We start from the raw sequence: 19710 nt of genomic DNA on the forward strand, positions 1-19710 counted from the left end.
ACCGGTCGCGGCCATGACGATGAAGAGCTGGTAGCCCCAGAACACGAACCAGGCGAGATCGCCACCGAACAGCCGAGCGCGGCAGGTGCGTTGGACGACATAGAGAGACGTGCAAAGCAACGCGTTGCCGCCAAAGGCGAAGACGACGCCCGAGGTGTGCAGAGGCCGCAAGCGGCCGAAGTTGAACCAGGGCTGGATGTTGAGATCGGGATAGGCAAGCTGCAGCGCGATGACCACCCCGACCAGCATGCCAACCACACCCCAGAACATGGTGGCGATGGCGCCGTAGCGGATTGGACCATCCATGTAGGCGGACGGGTCGATCGGAGCGGCAGCTTCGAAACTCGTGTTGCGGAGGAGGATGGCGACAAAACTGAGCAGCACAAGAAACAGCACCCACATATGCTGCCGGAAGGGCTCGTCCACTCCGAAACCGGCGGCCACCAGGGCGGCAAAGGTAAAAAGGGCCAAAGCGAAGACTTGCGTGCCGAACTTCATGACCTGTCCCCGACTTCGGATTCCTGTGCGCGGACGTCAATCCGCCTGACACCAATCCAGCAGTCACGCGGCTGGCGCCTTGATCCATGTCAAAGCCATTTGATTTTGGATTGGGCAGCGTTGGATTTGCAAAGGATCGGGAGGCTGTCATTGAACAGGGAGAGGGAGCTGCGATCGTCGCTGTTCGAAACGAGCCGCGACAGATCGATGCCGATAGTTCGATCTGGCAGAGAAGCAGTCCCGGTTGCGCTCATGAAACGTGCGCATCTGGAAAAGCTGCAGCTCTGCGATGCCTTGGAAAAAATAGCCGACACCCTGCCCAGGGTCGATAGCCTGGCATGCCTGGCTGCGGCAAACGCGATCGTTCCGCTGTTGCGCAACATTCATCAATATGAGGAGACGGTGATCTTTCCGGCCTACGAGGCTGCTTTGACCGGCAGGGATGCCAACCTTGCTTCAACTCGTCGACTGCGCGCCGAACACGTCGAGGACGAATGCTTTGCCGGCGAGGTGACTGAAATCCTGCTGGCGATCGGCCATGGAGAGACGGTTGAGAACGCCGAGGCTGTCGGCTTCATGCTGCGCGGCTTCTTCGAAAGCTTGCGCCGGCATATCGCCTTCGAACGCGAGCACGTCTTGCCGATGATCGGGGTCGTCGATGGCGGTTAGGCGCCGGAGCGGCGTTCCAGCCGGCCCATATTGTCCACCGTCACGTGCCGATTATTGTCGATCCGGATCACGCTGTCTGTTCGCAGCCTGGTCAGTTGGCGGCTGACCGTCTCGATCGTCAAGCCGAGAAAATCGGCGATATCGGCGCGTGTCAAAGGCAGGTCGAAGGTCGTCGACTGCGCCGCCGGGTCCAGCGTGGGATCGATGTTCCTGGCGATCATCAGGAGAAAGCTCGCCACCTTTTCCGAAGCACTCTTGCGCCCGAGCGTCACCATCCAGTCGCGGGCTTCGTCGAGTTCGTTGAGCGCCTGTTTGAGCAGACGATGCTCGAGTTCCGGAGATTCCTTCATCATCCGCTCGATGGCGGCCTTTGGAAACGAACACACGGAAACCGCGGTTGCGGCTTCAGCGTTGATCGCGCTTTCCACCTTGAAGGGCCTGCCCAGAAAATCGGGGGCGAACTGGAGGCCGACAATCTGCTGGCGCCCGTCCGAAAGGCTCTTGGTCAGCTTCACAACGCCGGAAAGCACGTTCGAATAACTGTCGACGGTCTCGGCGTCGCCAATCAGTTCTGTGCCCGGTTCAACGGTATGCCTCGAGGAGGTCTTGGCCAGGCTTACCAATTGGTCGGGATCAAGCGCACCGCAAACGCCTCGGTGCCGTGCCTCGCAAGACTGGCAAAGCACTGGAATGCTGGAACTGTGAACGTCTTGGCGCACCGTCATCTTAATCGTCCGAGAGATTCCATCTGTCCGGAAGGTAGCATTGGCGGACAAAAGAACCTTGCGTCAGTTTGTCCGCGGGCGGCCTTGACCGAAATCAAGGCCGCTCGCGCCCAATGTGATCAGTGTCGCGCCATGCAAAGGGGATCGGATAGCGACATGCGGCCAGAATTAGTAGCCAGGCTCGGTGAGAACGTTCCACGCTACACGAGCTACCCGACCGCGCCGCATTTCCATCCAGGCGTTGATGCTGCCGTTTGTCGTGGCTGGCTGCAAGCGCTCAACGAGGGCGACGAAATCTCGCTGTATCTGCACATCCCATACTGCGACAAGCTTTGCTGGTTCTGTGCCTGCCATACCAAGCAGACACGCCATTACGAACCGGTGAGGATCTATCTCCGCTCACTGCATGCCGAGATCGCTACCGTCGCCGGTCTTGTTGCAGGCAAAGGCCGTGTGCGTGCCGTCCATTTCGGCGGTGGTTCGCCGACGATGCTCAAGCCCGAAGATATGGTGGCGCTGGGAACCGCCCTGCGCAACAGCTTCGGCTTTCTTCCCGGCGCCACGATCAGCGTTGAAATCGAACCCAACGATATGGACGATGCCCGCCTCGATGCGCTTGCCGAAATCGGCATGACCCGTGCGAGCCTCGGCGTTCAGGATTTCGATCCGAAGGTGCAAAAGGCAATCAACCGCGAGCAGAGCTTTTTGCAGACCAAGTCTGTAGTCAACGGTGTTCGTTCGCGCGGGGTCGAGTCCGTGAATCTGGACCTGCTCTACGGCCTGCCGCACCAGACGAGGGAGAGCGTCTCCTCCACCGTCGCGCAGGCGCTGACCTTGGAACCCGACAGGATAGCGCTTTTTGGCTACGCCCATGTGCCGTGGTTCAAGAAACACCAGACGATGATCGACGAGGCCTGGTTGCCGGGTCCGGCGGAGCGCTTTGCCCAATCGCAGCTGGCAGCGCGGGCGATCGTGGACCAGGGATACGAAGCAATTGGGCTCGACCATTTCGCCAAGTCTAACGATGCGTTGGCCGTAGCGGCCCGAACCGGCACTCTGCACCGGAACTTTCAGGGCTATACCGAGGATCGCTGCGAGACATTGATCGGCCTCGGCCCGTCATCCATCGGCCAATTTCGGCAAGGCTATGCACAGAACATGCCATCGACCGCCGAGTATGGGCGCATGGTCGAAGACGGCGGGCTGGCCGCGGTCCGCGGTATCGCGCTTTCCCAGGACGACCGGGTTCGCGGCTGGATCATCGAGCGGCTGATGTGTGATTTCGCCTTCTCGGCGATCGAGCTGGTGGAGCGCTTTGGCGAAGCCGGCCAAAGTCTTCTCGGCAAGGCAAGTGCGACAGCCCTTCATGATCCTGCGCGGTTGCTCGAGCTTGATGGCGACAGTTTCGTCGTGCCGGCGGAAAGTCGGCCCTTTGTCAGAAGCATCGCGGCAAAGTTCGACAAATATTTCGAAACCGGCAAAGCCAGGCATTCGGCGGCGGTCTGAGCATTGGCTCCTGTCAGAAATGTTCGCCGGCCTTGAACGGGCCGATGCGGGTACCTGCCGCGATCAGGTAGGCGGTCGACCAGCCGATCAGCAAGAACCCGTTTACGCCCTCCAGCGCCGCCAGGACACGCCACGCATGGGCGGGCACGATGTCGCCGTAGTGGACGGTCGAAAAGGTAATGGTCGAAAAATAGAGCCCAGTTCGAAATCAGCGAAGATATCAAGCAACCGGTAGAGGCCAGCCCAGAGCCAGACATCCGCGGTCATAACGGCAAAGAGCCCCATCACCACGCTGATTATGGCGGCGATACGGCTGCGGCGTCCGTGCATGCGAAACCGCGCGACCAGGTGTCCCGTCGCGTGCGTGACGCGATCAGACCAAACGTGCGGATCAAAACCGTCAGACTTATGACGAGTGCGATGAGGAGATTGAGGATCATCGTTGGAAGGTAGAGATTGCAGCGGCGCCTTCCTTGCTCGGACTGATGGAACAGCACCGGACCGTGCTCGGCAACGATCTGCGCGATCAGTTCAAGGGCTGCCGGTGCCGCCGCGACCTTAGCCTGCATTGTGTTTTCCGATTTCCAGCCTGTGGCGCGGCCCCTCGCGGAGCCGCGCCTGTAAGTCAAAGCCGCGATCAGAAGAAGCCCAGCTTCTTCGGGCTGTAGCTGACCAGCATGTTCTTGGTCTGCTGGTAGTGGTCGAGCATCATCTTGTGCGTCTCACGGCCGATGCCGGACTGCTTGTAGCCGCCGAAGGCCGCATGCGCGGGGTAGGCGTGGTAGCAGTTGGTCCAGACGCGGCCAGCCTGGATCGCGCGGCCGAACCGGTAGGCGCGGTTGCTGTCGCGTGTCCAGACACCGGCGCCGAGGCCGTACAGCGTGTCGTTGGCGATTGCCAGCGCTTCGGCGTCATCCTTGAAGGTCGTGACCGAAACCACCGGCCCGAAGATCTCTTCCTGGAAGATGCGCATCTTGTTGTGGCCCTTGAAGACCGTCGGCTTGACGTAGTAGCCGCCGGCCAGATCGCCGGGCAGAACATTGCGCTCGCCGCCGGTCAGCAGCTCGGCGCCTTCCTGGCGGCCGATGTCGATGTAGGACAGGATCTTTTCCAGCTGCTCGGACGAGGCTTGGGCGCCGATCATCGTTGCCGGGTCGAGCGGATCGCCCTGCACGATCGCCTCGACACGCTTCAGCGCACGTTCCATGAATCTGTCGTAGATCGATTCATGGACGAGCGCGCGGCTCGGGCAGGTGCAGACTTCGCCCTGGTTCAGCGCGAACATGACGAAGCCTTCGATCGCCTTGTCGAAGAAATCGTCGTCTTCAGCGACAACATCCTTGAAGAAGATGTTGGGCGACTTGCCGCCAAGTTCCAGCGTGACAGGGATCAGGTTCTGGCTGGCATACTGCATGATCAGCCGGCCGGTCGTGGTTTCGCCGGTGAAGGCGATCTTGGCAATGCGTGGCGAAGACGCGAGTGGCTTGCCGGCCTCGAGGCCGAAGCCGTTGACGACGTTGAGGACGCCTGGCGGCAACAGATCGCCGATAAGATCGGCCCAGAGCATGATGGCGGCCGGGGTCTGCTCGGCAGGCTTCAGGACGACGCAGTTTCCGGCCGCAAGGGCAGGCGCAAGCTTCCAGCAGGCCATCAGCAGCGGGAAGTTCCACGGGATGATCTGGCCGACCACGCCGAGCGGCTCGTGGAAATGGTAGGCGACGGTATCGTCGTCGATCTGCGAAAGGCTGCCCTCCTGGCCACGCACGGCGCCGGCGAAATAGCGGAAATGGTCGATGGCCAAAGGCAGGTCGGCGGCGGTCGTTTCGCGGATCGGTTTGCCGTTGTCCCAGGTTTCGGCGCATGCGAGCAGATCGAGATTTTCCTCCATGCGGTCGGCTATGCGGTTGAGGATAAGGGAGCGCTCGGCAACGCTGGTGCGCCCCCAGGCATCCTTGGCGGCATGGGCCGCGTCTAAAGCCGCCTCGATGTCCTGGGCATCCGAACGCGCCACCTCGCATAGCAACTGGCCGTTCACGGGCGAGAAGTTCTCGAAGTAACGGCCGGAACGTGGCTCGGCCCATTTGCCGCCGATGAAATCGCCGTAACGCTTGTCGAAGGGCGCCTTGACGGGGCGTGAGAACTCAACCTTGTTCATTATGTCTTCCTCCCAAAGCTGACGTCGCGGGATGCGACGCTTCGGAAGGAGACATGCGATCTCCCATCGCGATTGCCAATGCGCCGGGGACAGTGTGCGGGCGGGATGTGTCGCAGAATTGCGACAGTCATGCGACGTTCGAAGGTTAGTGTGACCTGTGGACGTCCAGGCGGTTGAGCTTACGGTGAAGCGTGGCGCGACTGATGCCGAGCGCATGGGCCGCGGCCGAGACATTTCCGTCTGCCCGCGCCAGCGCCCGCTGCAGAACGCCGTGCTCCGCCTCGGCCAGGACTTCGGGGCCGCTCTCGGCCCAACCGAGCAGATCGGCCGCAGGCATCGGCTTATCGAGACACTGTTGCGTAATTCCTAGCGCCAGGCGAGCCGAACGAGTGGCGCCAACCACGAGGTCGTCCGCATCGAGCGCGATCAACGCCCCGGACCCCTTGTCGGGCACCGGCGCCAGCAGAATGCGCGCCTTGGGGAATGCCATCTTGAAGTTCTCCGCCTCGATCCGACGCGCCGCGTCGACCACGGCCATGGAAATGAGATTGGAGAAGATTTCGGTCAGATCAGCACGGCAGGAAGACACGTCAAGCGCAGCCACAAGATCTCCACGGTGATCATAGATCGGAGCTGTGGTGCAACTCAGCCCGGTGTTGCGCGTGTGAAAGTGCTGATCACGGTGGATCGTCAGGACGCGCTGTTCCACCAGACAGGTGCCGATGCCATTGGTGCCCTCGCTCTGTTCGTTCCAGACGGAGCCAGTCCACAAGCCCCAGGAATGAAACGTCTCGTCGTCTACAGGCGCGCCGCGCCGTTCGACCGGCACGCCCTCGCGATCGGCGAGCAGGACGCAGCATCCGACGCCGCCCACCGCAAGATAGAGCCGGTCCAGGCTTGATCGAGCAACCCGGACGAGCGGCTCGATGCGTTGCCGGGCCTCTCCCAATTCCGCCTCTGTCAAATAACGGGGAGGGCTGCAATCGGCCGGATCGAGCCGGTGCAGACTGGAAGACCGTCGCCAGGAAGCGACCAGCGCGGACTTCGCCGCCGCGTTCGAAGCGATTGCGGCCTGAACGCGGTCGGCGTGATGGCCGGATAGATCCTCACCCATACATATCCTCCCAGAACCCGATCTCTCCCTTTCGGCTATAGTCGTCCTCGCCTGTGCATTCTCTCTTCCAGGCAACTGTTCGGCTGATCCCCCAAGGCTACCGTATAAACTGGGGGCATTCATTGATCCAAAGCAAAGACGACTGCCCATAATCAGCTGCGGGACGGTGCGGAACAATACGGGAAGGTTTTTGATTCTGGCCCGCTAAAAAGTCAATAAAATCAACGATCTTTGTACGTCCTCCGGGCCCACCAGTTTATTATATATCAATACCTTACGCCTAATTATTTGAGTTTGAGTTGAGCGTTATCGGGTAAATCTATGGCTTCTGGGCAAAATGGTTTTGGGGCCCGTTCGTCAATTTTCTCCGTCTCGTTGATGGCACTGTCACACCTAGCTCAAGCCCCCTGGGTTCGAAATACCCTGCAAGGATGCCTGCGGCAATCGGCGGCAACGACGTGCAATTAGGCGGGTTCTGAACTCGGCCGCAGTCTCAAAATGCGCTTGCCAGTTCGGTTGATCTGTGCGGATCTGGCAGCCAATTCCGACAGAATTCTCTTACCCAGCCCGGACAGGTAAAGGCTGAGGAAATCATGAGAATGGTAATCGGTAATGTCCCCAACCGCATCGTTTTCCATCGGTCGTGCTTTGAAATAGATCTCAATCGCGACCGCGACGGCGCCGTGTACTTGACGCCGGTGCAGCTCAAGGCGTGGTGAGAGCCGCCACCAATCGAAGTCCTCGAGGTCTCCTTTCGGGTGCATGACGCGTTTTTACACACGTGGGCTCGACCCCTACTTGGGTGAAGTGTCGGAAACGCAGCGTACTCCTTTTAACGGGCAAGAATTGCAGCGGAATCGACGCGGGCAACCGAGCGTTCAGATTATGTCAGCCCTGCGCGCCAATTGTTCGCTTGTCATCACGGATTGCAGGTGGTGCCGAATATCCGGCAGCAGCCCGGTGACGCTCCGATTGTGCCGTTGGATGCAAGTGAAAAAAACTACCGGGCAATCAAAGCAGACATTTCTGGACTGTTTGCCGACCGGGGCGGAGTTTGGTGTAACGCTTGAACTTCAGCCAGGACCGAAATGGCCTTACCGTCCGATCCAGATCACGACGCCCGCGAAACACTTCGACTGATCGGTCCCGATCCGCAAAATTGGGTGCCGGATCGGGAGGGCATCGACCACAATGTCTTTGTCGTTGGCGGCGGGCAGACGGGCGCGACCTTCGCCTTCGCGTTGAGGCGGGCCGGCATCGGCAAGGTCACGGTCATCGATGCGGCGCCGGATGAGGGCAAGGCCGGCATCTGGCTCACGCATGCGCGGATGAACCGGCTGCGAACACCAAAGGGCCTGCCGGGACCGGAACTCGGCCTGCCGGGCCTGAGCTTTCAATCCTGGTACGAAGCGCGCCATGGTGCCGAAGCCTATGCAGGCTTCGACCGCATCGCGCGGACGGATTGGGCGAATTACCTGAAATGGTATCGCGACTTTCTCGGCATTGGCATTCGCTACGGCACGCGTCTCCTTCGCATCGAGCCGGCTGACGGGTATCTTCGCCTCCACCTCGATGCCGGCGGCACGCCATTGATCGAAACGGCGCGGAAGATCATTCTGGCCAATGGCTTTGGCGGCAGCGGCGGTCCAATGATACCGGCGGTGCTCGCTGCTCTGCCCCAGGGCTTTGTCGCACACAGTTCTGCAGCAATCGATTTTGCCTCGCTCAAGGGCAAAGCGGTCGCTGTCGTCGGGTCGGCGGCTTCGGCATTCGATGCGGCGGGGACAGCCCTTGAGGCCGGCGCGCAATCGGTGCGCCTGTTCGCGCGGCGCACCAGTATCGCCAGCGTGCCGATCAACCGCGTGCGGGGTTATCCCGGCGCCTATGACAACTATCCGCGCTTGCCCGATCCGGTGCGCTGGCGCCAGGCACTGCGCTTCCGCGAGGCCGGTTCGACGCCACCGCCCGATGCCGTGGAGCGGGTAGTGCGGCACAAGAATTTCCACCTGCATCTCGGTGCCCCCTGGACGAATGCGGATATCGACGGCGGCAAGGTCGTCACCGACATCGGCGCCGAGACGTTCGCTTTCGACTTCGTCATCGCCGGCACCGGCTATTTCGCCGACCCGACGCGCAAGCCGGAATTTAGCAATTTCGCCGCCTCGATCCGGCTGTGGCGTGACCAATACGCGCCGGCGGAAGGCGAACTGGATGTATTTTTCGGCGCCCATCCCTATCTCGGCCTCGGCCATGAATTCCTCGAGAAAGCGCTGGGGGAGGCGCCGTTCCTGAGGAACATCCACGTCTTCAATCCAGGCGGCTTCGTCAGTTTCGGCCTGCCGATCGGCGATGTTCCCTCTATCAGGCGCGACGTGCCGGCTGTCGTCGCCCGCATCAGCCGCGATCTCTTCCTTGCCGATCTCGACAGCCATGAGAGCCGGATAACCGGCAGCCATCCGGCCGAGTTCGGGGAGGAGGCCTACGCCTCTGCCGTCTGGCGACCGGCACAGACCATTGCGGCGGAATAGACGCATTTCCATGGACAAACGCCGATGACCTTCAGCCCTGACCTTTCCGACCCGTTCGTCGCCACGGCGGTCGAGCTGCGCACCATCTTCGATCGCGATGCGGTGGCGCGCGACAAGGCTGGTGGACGACCGGTCGAGCAGATCCGCCTGCTCAAGGAAAGTGGACTGCCGTCGGCGCAGATTCCCAAAAACTATGGCGGCAAGGGCGCGCCCTGGCTGTCGGTGCTGCGCGTCGTGCGCGAATTTGCCCGCACCGATGGTTCGCTAGCCCATCTCTACGGCTACCATCATCTGCCGCTCAACGGCGTGTTATTTCGCGGTACGGACGCGCAGAAGGACCAACTGCTGACACGCTCGGCCCGCGAGAACTGGGTCTGGGGCAATTCCGGCAATGCCATGTCGAAGACCTCTACGGCCAGGCGCAACGGCTCGGGCTGGATCCTGAACGGCTTCCGGCCGTTCTCTTCCGGCTCGCACATCGCCGACTATATCCAGGTGGCATGGGAAGACGGCCAGGACCGCCTGGCAGCTGCGATCCCGGCCGATCGTGAAGGTATCGTCATCGAGGATGACTGGGATGGCGTCGGCCAGCGGCAGACGGGTTCCGGTAAAGTCACGTTCAAGGATGTGCATATCGGTGATGACGAACTGATCGGCTCGCCCGCCGTGCCGCTGACGCCGTTCCAGACGCTGATTTCACTCTTCCAGCAGGCGGTCCTGCTCAACCTCTTCGTCGGCAGCGCGCAAGGAGCGCTGAGCGAAGGCCGCGACTATACGGTCTCGCAATCGCGACCCTGGGTCTATTCCGGCTATGAGAACCACACCGACGATCCGTTCGTTCAGCGCAAATATGGCGATCTCTATATCCGCACGCTGGCTGCCGCCGAACTCGCCGATGTGGCGGCGCGCAGCCTCGATGCCGCCTATGGCAAGGGCGAGGCCTTGACCCTGGAGCAGCGCGGACAGACGGCGATCGACCTTGCCACCGCCAATGTCTATGCCGGGCAAATCGGTCTCGACGCATCGAGCGAGGTTTTCGAGGTGATGGGCGCCCGCTCGGCCACCAAGGCCAATGGCTACGACAGGTTCTGGCGCAATGTGCGCACGCACACGCTGCACAACCCGGCCGAATACAAGAAGCGCACCATCGGCACCTGGTTGCTGACCGGGGAATTCCCGGTCGGCGGGTTGTATCGCTGAGGAGGCGCGGAAAATGGCCAGGCGCAAGGACAAGCTCAAGCTTGGAGCGTTTCTTCTCTTCACCGGCCACCATGTGGCGGCATGGCCCCATCCACAGGCGGCCGAGGGGACCAGCCTCGGCGACTATGTCGAACTGGCCAGGCTCGCGGAAGCGGCCAAATTCGATGCGATCTTCTTTGCCGATGGCGCCGCGGCGCGGCTGAGCAATCTCGAGGCTGCCAGCCGCAAGGCGCATAGCGGCGTCTATCCGTTCGAGCCCATCACGCTGCTGTCGGCGCTGTCGGCGGTGACCACCAACATCGGCCTGATCGCCACGGGTTCGACCAGCTATTCCGATCCCTACAATCTGGCCCGCCAGTTCGCGTCGCTCGACCATCTGAGCGGCGGGCGCGCCGGCTGGAACCTCGTCACCTCGTCCGATCCGGATGCGGCATTCAATTTCGGCCACGATACGTATATCCAGCACGGCGACCGCTACGATCGCGCCGAGGAATTCGCCGATGTCGTGCTTGGGCTGTGGGACAGCTGGGAGGATGATGCCTTCCCGCGCGACAAAGTGAGCGGGCGCTATTTCGACAAGGAGAAGCTGCATGTGCTGAACCACAAGGGCCAGCACTTCGAGGTGCGCGGTCCGCTGAACACGCCGCGCACGCCGCAAGGCCATCCGGTCGTCGTCCAGGCGGGCGCGTCCGGCCCCGGCAAGGAGCTGGCGGCGCGCACCGCGGAAGCGATTTTCGCCGCGCAGATCACGAACGCCTTCTATGCCGACGTCAAGGGCAGGCTCGGTAAGTACGGCCGTTCAGAGGATGATCTGAAAATCCTGCCAGGCATCTTTCCGGTCGTCGGCCGCAGCGAAGCCGAGGCGCAGGAAAAGTTCGAACAGCTGCAGGATCTCATCCAGCCGGAAGTGGGCCTCGGTCTGGTCTCGGCGCTGGCCGGCGGCTTCGATCTGACCGCCTATCCGCTCGACGGGCCGGTGCCGGAACTGCCGGAGACCAATGCCGGCAAGAGCCGGCAGGCGCTGGTCATCGATCTGGCGCGGCGCGAGAAGCTGACGATCCGGCAGCTCTATTTGCGCATCGCCGGCGCTCGCGGCCACTGGCAGGTGGTCGGCACGCCACAACAGATCGCCGACACGATGGAAGAGCGCTTTGAGAATTACGGCGCCGACGGCTTCAACATCATGGCACCGATCATGCCCGGCGGCTTGAAGGATTTCATCGAGTTGGTGGTGCCGGAACTGCGCCACCGTGGCCTGTTCCGTCGGGAGTATGAGGGCAGCACCTTGCGCGACAATCTCGGCCTGAAGCGGCCGGCAAACCGTTTTTCGCGGCATGCCGCGGCGGCGGCGGAATAGGAATGAGCCGATGGCGCGCGACACGCTCTTTCTCATCCAGCCGGGTTTCGCCGACCCAAAGCATCCGGGCCAGACCTTCGTCTGCCCCTATTCCAACAAGGTCGAAGGGCTGCTCGCAGCCTTTCCCGATCTTGCTGCCAGGCTGGACGTCGAGCGCGTGCCGTTCGCAAGGCCGAGGGGTAAGGTGATCGATGCGCTCGGCGAACGCCACCAGTCGCTGCCGGTGCTGGTCGTCGGCAGTGATCCGCCAGCCGACCTACCGACCGCCAAGGGCAAGGTCTTTGCCGACGACACAAGGCGCATTCTTGCGCTGCTTGCCGAGCGCCACGGCTTCCCGCATCTGCATGAGTGACCTGATGAGCTTCGATCCCGATACCTCCAATCCATGGATCGCCAAGGCGGTCGAGCTGCGCGACATCTTTGCCCGCGACGCGGTCGAGCGCGACCAGCTTGGCGGCAGGCCCGTCGAACAGATCCGCCTGCTCAAGGAGAGCGGCCTGCTCAGTATCGTCATTCCCAAGGAATTCGGCGGCGCCGGCGAACCCTATTCGACGGCGCTGAAGATCGGCCGCGAGTTCGCCAAGGTCGACGGCTCGATCGGCCACATCTACGGCTACCATTTCAGCGCGCTGATCGCCGCAAGGCTCAATTCGGACGAACCGCGCTCAGCCGATCTGCTGCGGCGTTCGGCTGCGGGCGACTGGTTCTGGGGCAACACCGGCAACAGCTTTTCCAAGACGCTGTTCGGCCGCAAGGATGGCGAGTGGACGATCGTCAGCGGCTTCAAGCCCTTCGCCTCCGGCTCGCATGTCGCCGACTATCTTTCGACCTCCTGGGAAGACGAGGTCAGCGGCGAGCGGAAGTTCGCGGCCATCCCGGCGGATCGTGAGGGCATCACCATTCTCGACGACTGGGACGGCATCGGCCAGACGCAAACCGGCAGTGGCAAGGTCGCCTACAAGGATGTTAGGATCCATGACAACGAACTGGTGCGCGGCTGGGTCGACGCGTCGCTGCCGATCCGCACCATCGGCCCGCTGCAGCAGCAAAGCGTGCTGCTCAATGTCTTCATCGGCACCGCCCAGGGCGCACTGCTAGCGGCACGCGACTACACGCTCAACAGCTCGCGACCGTGGATGTATTCCGGCGTCGAGCGCCACATCGACGATCCATGGATCAAGCGGCAATATGGCGAGCTCTGGGTCAAGACGCGGGCGGCAACGGTGCTGGCTGATCGCGCTGCGGCGGCGATCGATCATGCGATCGCGCGCGGCAAGACGTTGACCGAGCAAGAGCGCGGGGAAGCGGCGGTTGCAGTTGCCGCGGCCAACGTGCTGGCCGGCAATGTCGCGCTCGAAGTCACCACCGAGATCTTCGAGGTGATGGGCGCGCGCTCGGCGGTGCGCAAATACGGCTTCGACCGTTTCTGGCGCAATGCGCGCATCCACACCTTGCACAACCCCGCCGAATACAAGGCCCGCACCGTCGGCACCTGGTATCTGACTGGCGCCTATCCCGAGCCCGGCGTCTTTCGATGAGCGGCCGACAGCTCCACCTCAATGTCAACATCCTGCACGCCGGCTTCTCGCCGGCGGCATGGCGGATGGACGGGGTCGACCCCTATGCCGCCTTCACCGTCGACCACTATGTGCAGGTGGCGAAGATCGCCGAGCGCGCCAAGCTCGACGCTATATTCCTTGCCGATCAGGCGGCAATTTCGGATCGCATCGACTATCGGCCGATTACATCGCTGGAACCGACCATCGTGCTGGCGACGATAGCCGCCGCGACCGAGCGCATCGGCCTGATTGCGACGGCATCGACCAGCTTCAACGAGCCCTACAACATCGCCCGTCGTTTCGCGACGCTCGACCATGTCAGCGGCGGGCGCATCGGCTGGAACATCGTGACCACGGCCGATCCCGCCTCGGCCCGCAATTTCGGCCTGACCGGCGCGATAGATCATGGCCGGCGCTACGAGCGGGCCGCCGAATTCACCGAAATAGTCAAGGCGCTGTGGGACAGCTGGGAGGACGATGCCTTCATCGGCGACGTCGCCAGTGGGCGCTTCGTCGATGCCGCCAAGGTTCACGCCATCGAGCACGAGGGCGCGCATTTTTCGGTGCATGGGCCGCACAATGTGCCGCGCTCGCCGCAAGGGCATCCGGTGGTCATCCAGGCCGGCGGTTCCGATGACGGCAAGGAGCTCGCCGCGCGCCACGCCGAAGCGGTGTTTTCCGCGTCGCAATCGTTCGAGGAGGCGCTCGCCTACGCAAAGGAGCTGAAGGCCCGGGCTGTCGCCTATGGCAGAAGCGGCGGCGTGCCGCTCAACCTCGCCGGTCTGGCCACCATCATCGGCAGCACCGAGGCGGAAGCGGAGCGGCGGCAGGAAGAACTGTGGGACCGCATCCCGCTCGACTACAGCCTGACGCGGCTGTCGGGCGTGCTCGGCATCGACCGCGAGCGGCTGAGGCTCGACGAGAAGCTGCCTGACGTCATCCCGCTGCCGCCCAACGGCGGCCACACCTTCTTCAAGGCCACGCTGGCACTTGCCCGCAACAACGATTTCACCGTTCGCCAACTGATCCGGGCTCAACGGCAGTACCGGCCACCGCACCGTTGTCGGCACGCCGGAGCAGATCGCCGACGATATCGAAAGATGGTTTGTCGCCGGCGCCGCCGATGGCTTCAACCTGATGCCTGACGTGCTGCCGACCGGGCTGGAAGTCTTTGTCGATACGGTCGTGCCGATCCTGCGCCCGCGCGGCCTGTTTCGCAGCGACTATGAAGGGCGCACGCTGCGCGACCATCTCGGCCTTATCAGGCCTGAAAGCCGTTTCGCGCCGCAGCCGCACAAGGCGTCAGGGTTGCTCGGGGCCACCCATTGAACGATCATCAAACGATAACGGCGCGGAAGGTACCGCCATTGACCTCCACGCCCGACAAAAATACAGGCCCGACAATGAGCGCTGATCCCGAATTTCTCTGGTACATCCCGAACCAGGTCGATCCCGGTCACCGCGGCGAGCCGGCCGTCGAGGACCACAACAGCCTTGAGACGCTGACCAGCCACGCAAAGGCGCTTGAGGAACACGGCTGGAAGGGCGCGCTGATCGGTACCGGCTGGGGCCGGCCCGACACGTTTACCGTCGCCGCCGCGCTCGCCGCGCGGACCACCTCCTTCGAGCCGCTCATCGCGATCCGCCCGGGTTACTGGCGGCCAGCGCACTTCGCATCCGCGGTCTCCACGCTCGACCAGCTGACCCGCGGTCGCGTGCGTATCAACATAGTGTCGGGCAAGGACAACCTCGCTGCCTATGGCGACAGCGAAGGCGAGCAGAACCATCGCTATGCCCGCACCAGAGAGTTCATGCGGCTGGTTCGCAGACTTTGGACCGAAGAGAACGTCACCTTTGCCGGCGAGCACTTCAAGGTCACCGGGTCTACCGTCATGCCCCGCATCCCTGTCCGTGGAAACCGTCGCCATCCCAGGCTCTATTTCGGCGGCGCGTCGGAGGCAGCCGAGCGCGTCTCGGCCAGCGAGGCCGATGTCCAGCTGTTCTGGGGCGAGCCGCTCGACGGCGTCCGGGAGCGGATCGAGCGGCTCAAGGCCTTGAGCCGGGAACTTGACCGGGACCTCCCACCTCTACAATTCGGGTTGCGGGTCACCACGCTGGTCCGCGACACCACCGGGCAGGCCTGGGCGGACGCCGAGGCGAAGGTCGCCGAAATGGCAAAGGGCCAGGGCGCCGGCTGGAATGATCATGGTCGGGCGGCAGCGGTAGGCCAGCAGCGTCTGCTCGATCTGCACACGCGCGGCGAGGTGCTGGACGACAATCTCTACACTGCGCCGGGCAAATATGGCGGCGGCGGCGCCGGCACCACCTGGCTGGTCGGCTCGGCCGCCGACGTGGCCAGTTCGCTCGGCAAGTACCGGGATCTGGGCATCACGCATTTCGTGCTCTCGGACACGCCGTATCTTTCCGAGATCAAGCGGCAAGGCGACCAGTTGCTCCCGCTATTGCGCAATAGGGTCCAAGCCGCGTTTGTTGAATGACGTGGGGTTGTCAGAACACCGAACGAGCCAGATCGCCAAATAGGGACGACAATGCCACAGCCAGCCGCTTTCAGCATCCGCCCTTCCGACGCCGACCTGCGCGGTGAAGCAGCACTAAGGCGGCGTTACCGGGCGCCGCAAGAGGCGAACACTGCAAACTGGAACGAAGCCCTCGAGGCGATCCTTTCACATCGCTCGGTCCGCAACTATCTCGCCAGGCCTCTGCCCGAAGGGACGCTCGAACTGATCATCGCTGCCGCCCAGTCGGCGCCGACCTCGTCCAATCTGCAGGCGTGGAGCGTCATCGCCGTCGAGGATCCGGCGCGCAAGGCGCGGCTTGCCGGACTGGCGGCGGTCAATCGCCATATCGAGCAGGCGCCGTTGCTGCTGGTTTGGCTGGCCGACCTGTCACGGCTGCGCGCCATTGCCGAGGCAAACAGCCGGGCGGGCGAGGGGCTCGATTATCATGAGAGTTTTCTGCTGGCCGTGATCGACGCAGCACTTGCCGCGCAGAATGCCGTGGTGGCAATCGATGCGCTCGGGCTCGGCTCCTGCTACATCGGCGCCATGCGCAATCATCCTGAGGCCGTGGCGCAAGAGCTCGGCCTGCCGCCGGAAACCGTGGCGGTGTTCGGCCTGACCGTTGGCTATCCCGATCTCCTGGCTGCGACCGACATCAAGCCCAGACTGCCGCAGCGTGTTGTGCTGCATCGCGAGCGCTATCAGTCAGGCGTCGATCAGGACGATCTCGCAGCGTACAACCTGACGCTTCGCACCTTTCAGCAAGAGCAGTCGATGCCCGTTGTCGACTGGACCGAACTGATGTCGAACCGCATCGGCAGCACTGCGGCGCTGAAAGGCCGTGATCGCCTGGGTGATGCGCTCAAGGCGCTGGGCTTCAAGCTTAAATAGCCAAGGCTATTCGGCGGCAACGATGGCGATGCGCGCCGGCAGTGCTGCCGGCGGTGTGAAGTCGAGTGCGCCAACCCTTCGCGCCTCAGCCTTCAGCCAACCATGGAAGCGCTCGACGGTCGCGAGCTTCGCCTTGTGTGGCGTCGTCGCGAAGTAATAGGAAAACTCGACCGGCTGCGGCGAGCCGAAAGGGCTGACCAGCCGCCCTGCCGCAAGGTCAGGCTCGGCCAGTCGGAATTTGCCGAGACCGATGCCCTTGCCGGCAACCGCGGCGTCGAGTACCAGCGAGGACTGGCTAAGCCGTATGCCACCGTCGACAAGGCGGCCGGACAGGCCGTTGGATCGCAGCCAGCCCTTCCAGTCGGGGCAACTTGGATCGCGCTCCGGCCCGTCCTCATGCAGGATCGGCGCGTTACGCAGCCCTTCCGGTCCACGGAAGAGGCCGTGCGTGCGGGCAAATTCGGGGCTGCAGACAGGCAGCACCGCTTCCGAGAACAGCCGTTCCGTGATGAGGCCGCTATAGGCGCCCGAGCCGTAGCGGATGACACAGTCGATATCTTCGCTGGCAAAGTCAGCAAGCCTTGTCGATGCATCGACCAGTACTTCGAGTCCGGGCACCGCCTCACGCAGCGCGTCGAGGCGCGGGATCAGCCATTTGCTGGCGAAGGAGGGCGCGACCGACACCTTGATCGNTTGATCGGCGCATCCTCCTCGTCGCCGGAAATACGCGCGACCGATTCGACAACGACGTCGAAAGCCTCGGTGAGCCCGGGCATCAGCGCCTGACCGGCCGAGGTCAGCAAAAGCTCGCCCCGGTTGCGCTGGAACAGCGGTTGCCCCAGGTGATCCTCCAGCAGGCGGATCTGCTGGCCGATGGCGGCGGGCGTGACATGGAGTTCTTCCGCCGCTCGCGTAAAGCTCAGATGGCGGGCGGTTGCGACAAAGGCGCGAAGCGAGGTCAGCGGCGGAAGTCTCGCCAGCGTCGGTCGTAGCTTCCTCGGTTTGGCGCGAATGAGATCAACCATGAGGCGCATTCAACACGTTCGGACCCGGCGCGACGAGGGCGGGCTTTGCGCCAAAGCGCGCGGCGGAAAATTTCGTTTGCCGCAGCGTCGCGCCAGCGGGAACGGAAATCTAAAAAATCGCAATGTCTACTATTCTTGTAGAAATAAGACGGGCAGCACCGATTTGGGTGTCGGTCGGCTTCGCAGGCCTGGAATGAACCAGTCGTGCAAAGCGGCGCTTTCGACCGACGATAGAAAATCATTCTTCCGGTTTTGCGCGACGGCAGGGATCATTGCGTCGAGGCGCCGGAGTGCCGTCGGCCGCCGGATGCAATCCGTTTTCCGGAGCCCAAGACCATGTCTGTCAATCGTCGTCATTTCAACCAGCTCTTGCTGCTTGGCGGTGCGAGCTTCGCATTGCCCGGCTTTTCCTTTGCAGCCGAAGGCACGCCCGTTCAGGGCGGCACGCTCAACTGGGCCTACTATCCCGATCCGACGTCGCTGATCGCCATCAACACCTCGTCGGGCACCGGCCAGGCGATCGGCCCCAAGGTGAATGAAGGCCTGCTTGATTTCGCCTACGACCTCACCCCGAAACCGCTGCTGGCCACGGAGTGGTCGATCAGCGATGACGGCCTGCGCTACACCTTCAAGCTGCGCCAGGGTGTCAAGTGGCATGACAGCAAGGACTTCACCTCGGAAGATGTTGCCTTCACCATCTTCCGGCTGAAGGAGGCGCATCCGCGCGGCCGCATCACCTACCAGAACGTGACAGCGGTCGAGACGCCCGATCCGCACACCGCCATTGTCGTGCTTTCGAAGCCGGCGCCCTATCTGATCACGGCGCTGAGCAGTTCGGAATCACCGATCGTGCCGAAGCATGTCTACGAAACGTTCAAGCCGGCAGAACAGCCCAAGCTGGAACAGACGATCGGCACCGGCCCCTTCGTTCTCAAGGAATGGGTGCCCGGCAGCCATCTGATCTTCGATCGCAATCCGAACTATTGGGATGCGCCAAGGCCTTACCTTGACCGCGTCGTGCTGCATGTCATTCTCGACCCGGCGGCACGCTCGGCGGCTCTTGAAACCGGCGAGATCGATATCGGCGCCAATCCCGTGCCGCTGGCCGATATCGAGCGGCTGAAGGCCAACCCCGCTTTGGTCGTCGACACCAACACCTATGCCTATTCCGGCCCGCAGCAGCAATTGTTCTTCAACTACGAGAACGAAATCCTGACCAAGCGCGACGTGCGTCTGGCCATCGCCCACGCGATCGACCTGCAGAAGCTGGTCGACATTGCGCTCTATGGCTATGCGCAGGTATCGCCAAGTCCCATCAGCACGGCACTGGCCAAATGGTATGACCCCAGCATCAAGGCGCGCGAACCCGACCCCAAACTGGCGGAGAAACTGCTCGACGATGCCGGCCATCCGCGCGGCGCCGACGGCACGCGCTTTAAGCTCCGGCTCGCCTACAACGCGTTCCTGCCGGCGTCCTATGCCGATTTCATCAGGCAGTCGCTGGCAGTGGTCGGCATCGACGCCGAGATCCTGAAGCTCGATCTGTCGACGTTCCTGAAGACCGTCTACACCGACCGCGCCTGGGACCTGGTGGTTGAGTCGCTGTCGAACACCTTTGATCCGACGCTCGGCGTCCAGCGCGCCTACTGGTCGAAGAATTTCAAGATCGGCCTCGTCTTCTCCAACGCCAGCCACTATGCGAACCCCGAGGTCGACCAGATCCTCGAAGCCGCCGCAATCGAGCCCGACGAAACGAAACGGCGCGAGCTCTGGTACAAGTTCCAGCATATCATCCATGACGACGTGGTGTCGGTCGACCTCGTTGCGGCCGGTGCCCAGATTGTTGCCAACAAGAAGGTCAGGGATTTCGCACCCGGAGCGCAAGGCATCAACAACAGCTTCGCGCAGATCTGGCTCGCGCCAAACGCATAGGCGCTCGGATTGCCTTGCCTTGGATCGGTGCG

19 protein-coding genes and 1 pseudogene are annotated in these 19710 nt (G+C 62.6%); 11 read left to right on the top strand and 9 right to left on the bottom strand.

Annotated elements, in window-relative coordinates; genetic code table 11:
- On the bottom strand, positions 1–498 hold a 498-nt coding region (locus X726_RS0135500; protein WP_031215069.1), incomplete at its 3' end, for a cbb3-type cytochrome c oxidase subunit I.
- 252 nt (positions 499–750) lie between these two features.
- Between X726_RS0135500 and X726_RS0135505 the strand changes: the two genes are divergently transcribed.
- Positions 751–1167 carry a hemerythrin domain-containing protein gene (locus tag X726_RS0135505; RefSeq protein ID WP_023670842.1) on the top strand — a complete coding sequence of 139 codons (417 nt, stop codon included), beginning with the start codon at positions 751–753 and terminating at the stop codon, positions 1165–1167.
- On the opposite strand, the gene X726_RS150690 is transcribed toward X726_RS0135505, so the two are convergent.
- Positions 1164–1892 carry a Crp/Fnr family transcriptional regulator gene (locus X726_RS150690; RefSeq protein ID WP_023729591.1) on the bottom strand — a complete coding sequence of 243 codons (729 nt, stop codon included), beginning with the start codon at positions 1890–1892 and terminating at the stop codon, positions 1164–1166. The genes X726_RS0135505 and X726_RS150690 overlap by 4 nt on opposite strands.
- 156 nt (positions 1893–2048) lie before the next feature.
- Here X726_RS150690 and hemN point away from each other — a divergent pair, with 156 nt between their 5' ends.
- The gene (gene hemN, locus X726_RS150685) at positions 2049–3398 is read left to right on the top strand and encodes an oxygen-independent coproporphyrinogen III oxidase (RefSeq protein ID WP_023670844.1); all 1350 of its coding nucleotides are present in this window, start codon (positions 2049–2051) and stop codon (positions 3396–3398) included.
- Positions 3399–3411: 13 nt separating this feature from the next.
- Here the strand turns inward: hemN and X726_RS1000000171760 are convergent, their stop codons facing one another.
- From X726_RS1000000171760 to X726_RS1000000170530, 5 genes are all read right to left on the bottom strand, one after another.
- Positions 3412–3546: a hypothetical protein gene (locus X726_RS1000000171760; protein ID WP_023670845.1), complete on the bottom strand. Its 135-nt coding sequence runs from the start codon at positions 3544–3546 to the stop codon at positions 3412–3414.
- Positions 3547–3694: 148 nt separating this feature from the next.
- Positions 3695–3967: a hypothetical protein gene (locus tag X726_RS1000000171765; RefSeq protein WP_023670846.1), complete on the bottom strand. Its 273-nt coding sequence runs from the start codon at positions 3965–3967 to the stop codon at positions 3695–3697.
- Positions 3968–4035: 68 nt separating this feature from the next.
- A complete protein-coding gene (gene adh / locus X726_RS150680) occupies positions 4036–5553 on the bottom strand; it encodes an aldehyde dehydrogenase (protein WP_023670847.1) in 1518 nt (505 codons plus the stop codon).
- A 145-nt stretch (positions 5554–5698) separates the two neighbouring features.
- A complete protein-coding gene (locus X726_RS150675; RefSeq protein ID WP_023670848.1) occupies positions 5699–6667 on the bottom strand; it encodes a helix-turn-helix domain-containing protein in 969 nt (322 codons plus the stop codon).
- Between the two features lie 464 nt (positions 6668–7131).
- Positions 7132–7431: a hypothetical protein gene (locus X726_RS1000000170530; protein ID WP_023670849.1), complete on the bottom strand. Its 300-nt coding sequence runs from the start codon at positions 7429–7431 to the stop codon at positions 7132–7134.
- A gap of 324 nt (positions 7432–7755) precedes the next feature.
- Between X726_RS1000000170530 and X726_RS150670 the strand changes: the two genes are divergently transcribed.
- The 8 genes and pseudogenes from X726_RS150670 to X726_RS150640 all read left to right on the top strand — a co-directional run bounded on the left by X726_RS150670 (position 7756) and on the right by X726_RS150640 (position 16721).
- The gene (locus X726_RS150670) at positions 7756–9195 is read left to right on the top strand and encodes an NAD(P)/FAD-dependent oxidoreductase (RefSeq protein ID WP_023670850.1); all 1440 of its coding nucleotides are present in this window, start codon (positions 7756–7758) and stop codon (positions 9193–9195) included.
- A 24-nt stretch (positions 9196–9219) separates the two neighbouring features.
- Positions 9220–10395, top strand: coding sequence for an acyl-CoA dehydrogenase family protein (locus X726_RS150665; RefSeq protein WP_023670851.1), 1176 nt, complete (start codon positions 9220–9222; stop codon positions 10393–10395).
- Between the two features lie 13 nt (positions 10396–10408).
- Positions 10409–11752 carry an LLM class flavin-dependent oxidoreductase gene (locus X726_RS150660; RefSeq protein WP_023670852.1) on the top strand — a complete coding sequence of 448 codons (1344 nt, stop codon included), beginning with the start codon at positions 10409–10411 and terminating at the stop codon, positions 11750–11752.
- A gap of 10 nt (positions 11753–11762) precedes the next feature.
- Positions 11763–12104: a DUF3088 domain-containing protein gene (locus X726_RS150655; RefSeq protein ID WP_023670853.1), complete on the top strand. Its 342-nt coding sequence runs from the start codon at positions 11763–11765 to the stop codon at positions 12102–12104.
- A gap of 4 nt (positions 12105–12108) precedes the next feature.
- Complete coding sequence (locus tag X726_RS150650) at positions 12109–13290, top strand: acyl-CoA dehydrogenase family protein (RefSeq protein ID WP_050588552.1); 1182 nt, start codon at positions 12109–12111, stop codon at positions 13288–13290.
- Positions 13287–14640 (top strand): annotated as a pseudogene (locus X726_RS13680) (LLM class flavin-dependent oxidoreductase). The gene X726_RS150650 and the pseudogene X726_RS13680 overlap by 4 nt, the downstream one beginning before the upstream one ends.
- A gap of 74 nt (positions 14641–14714) precedes the next feature.
- Complete coding sequence (locus tag X726_RS150645) at positions 14715–15809, top strand: LLM class flavin-dependent oxidoreductase (RefSeq protein ID WP_023670857.1); 1095 nt, start codon at positions 14715–14717, stop codon at positions 15807–15809.
- Between the two features lie 51 nt (positions 15810–15860).
- Positions 15861–16721, top strand: a complete 861-nt coding sequence (locus X726_RS150640) for an NADPH-dependent oxidoreductase (protein ID WP_023670858.1) — start codon at positions 15861–15863, stop codon at positions 16719–16721.
- Positions 16722–16727: 6 nt separating this feature from the next.
- On the opposite strand, the gene X726_RS01000000167095 is transcribed toward X726_RS150640, so the two are convergent.
- Both X726_RS01000000167095 and X726_RS1000000171770 read right to left on the bottom strand, forming a co-directional pair.
- A complete protein-coding gene (locus X726_RS01000000167095; protein WP_023670859.1) occupies positions 16728–17405 on the bottom strand; it encodes a LysR substrate-binding domain-containing protein in 678 nt (225 codons plus the stop codon).
- A complete protein-coding gene (locus X726_RS1000000171770; RefSeq protein ID WP_023670860.1) occupies positions 17369–17746 on the bottom strand; it encodes a LysR family transcriptional regulator in 378 nt (125 codons plus the stop codon). The genes X726_RS01000000167095 and X726_RS1000000171770 overlap by 37 nt, the downstream gene beginning before the upstream one ends.
- A 336-nt stretch (positions 17747–18082) precedes the next feature.
- Between X726_RS1000000171770 and X726_RS150635 the strand changes: the two genes are divergently transcribed.
- A complete protein-coding gene (locus tag X726_RS150635; RefSeq protein ID WP_031215073.1) occupies positions 18083–19678 on the top strand; it encodes an ABC transporter substrate-binding protein in 1596 nt (531 codons plus the stop codon).
- Positions 19679–19710 lie beyond the last annotated feature (32 nt).

Source organism: Mesorhizobium sp. LSJC285A00 (assembly GCF_000503155.1).
GTDB lineage: Bacteria > Pseudomonadota > Alphaproteobacteria > Rhizobiales > Rhizobiaceae > Mesorhizobium.

Bases quoted from the DNA above. Each gene is read 5' to 3' on its own strand.
- hemN (WP_023670844.1), top strand. From the start codon at position 2,049: ATGCGGCCAGAATTAGTAGCCAGGCTCGGTGAGAACGTTCCACGCTAC.
- X726_RS0135505 (WP_023670842.1), top strand. From the start codon at position 751: ATGAAACGTGCGCATCTGGAAAAGCTGCAGCTCTGCGATGCCTTGGAA.
- X726_RS150635 (WP_031215073.1), top strand. From the start codon at position 18,083: ATGTCTGTCAATCGTCGTCATTTCAACCAGCTCTTGCTGCTTGGCGGT.
- X726_RS150655 (WP_023670853.1), top strand. From the start codon at position 11,763: ATGGCGCGCGACACGCTCTTTCTCATCCAGCCGGGTTTCGCCGACCCA.
- X726_RS150690 (WP_023729591.1), bottom strand. From the start codon at position 1,892: ATGACGGTGCGCCAAGACGTTCACAGTTCCAGCATTCCAGTGCTTTGC.
- X726_RS150665 (WP_023670851.1), top strand. From the start codon at position 9,220: ATGACCTTCAGCCCTGACCTTTCCGACCCGTTCGTCGCCACGGCGGTC.
- X726_RS150645 (WP_023670857.1), top strand. From the start codon at position 14,715: ATGAGCGCTGATCCCGAATTTCTCTGGTACATCCCGAACCAGGTCGAT.
- X726_RS150650 (WP_050588552.1), top strand. From the start codon at position 12,109: ATGAGCTTCGATCCCGATACCTCCAATCCATGGATCGCCAAGGCGGTC.
- X726_RS1000000170530 (WP_023670849.1), bottom strand. From the start codon at position 7,431: ATGCACCCGAAAGGAGACCTCGAGGACTTCGATTGGTGGCGGCTCTCA.
- X726_RS150675 (WP_023670848.1), bottom strand. From the start codon at position 6,667: ATGGGTGAGGATCTATCCGGCCATCACGCCGACCGCGTTCAGGCCGCA.
- X726_RS150660 (WP_023670852.1), top strand. From the start codon at position 10,409: ATGGCCAGGCGCAAGGACAAGCTCAAGCTTGGAGCGTTTCTTCTCTTC.
- X726_RS150670 (WP_023670850.1), top strand. From the start codon at position 7,756: ATGGCCTTACCGTCCGATCCAGATCACGACGCCCGCGAAACACTTCGA.
- adh (WP_023670847.1), bottom strand. From the start codon at position 5,553: ATGAACAAGGTTGAGTTCTCACGCCCCGTCAAGGCGCCCTTCGACAAG.
- X726_RS1000000171765 (WP_023670846.1), bottom strand. From the start codon at position 3,967: ATGCAGGCTAAGGTCGCGGCGGCACCGGCAGCCCTTGAACTGATCGCG.
- X726_RS150640 (WP_023670858.1), top strand. From the start codon at position 15,861: ATGCCACAGCCAGCCGCTTTCAGCATCCGCCCTTCCGACGCCGACCTG.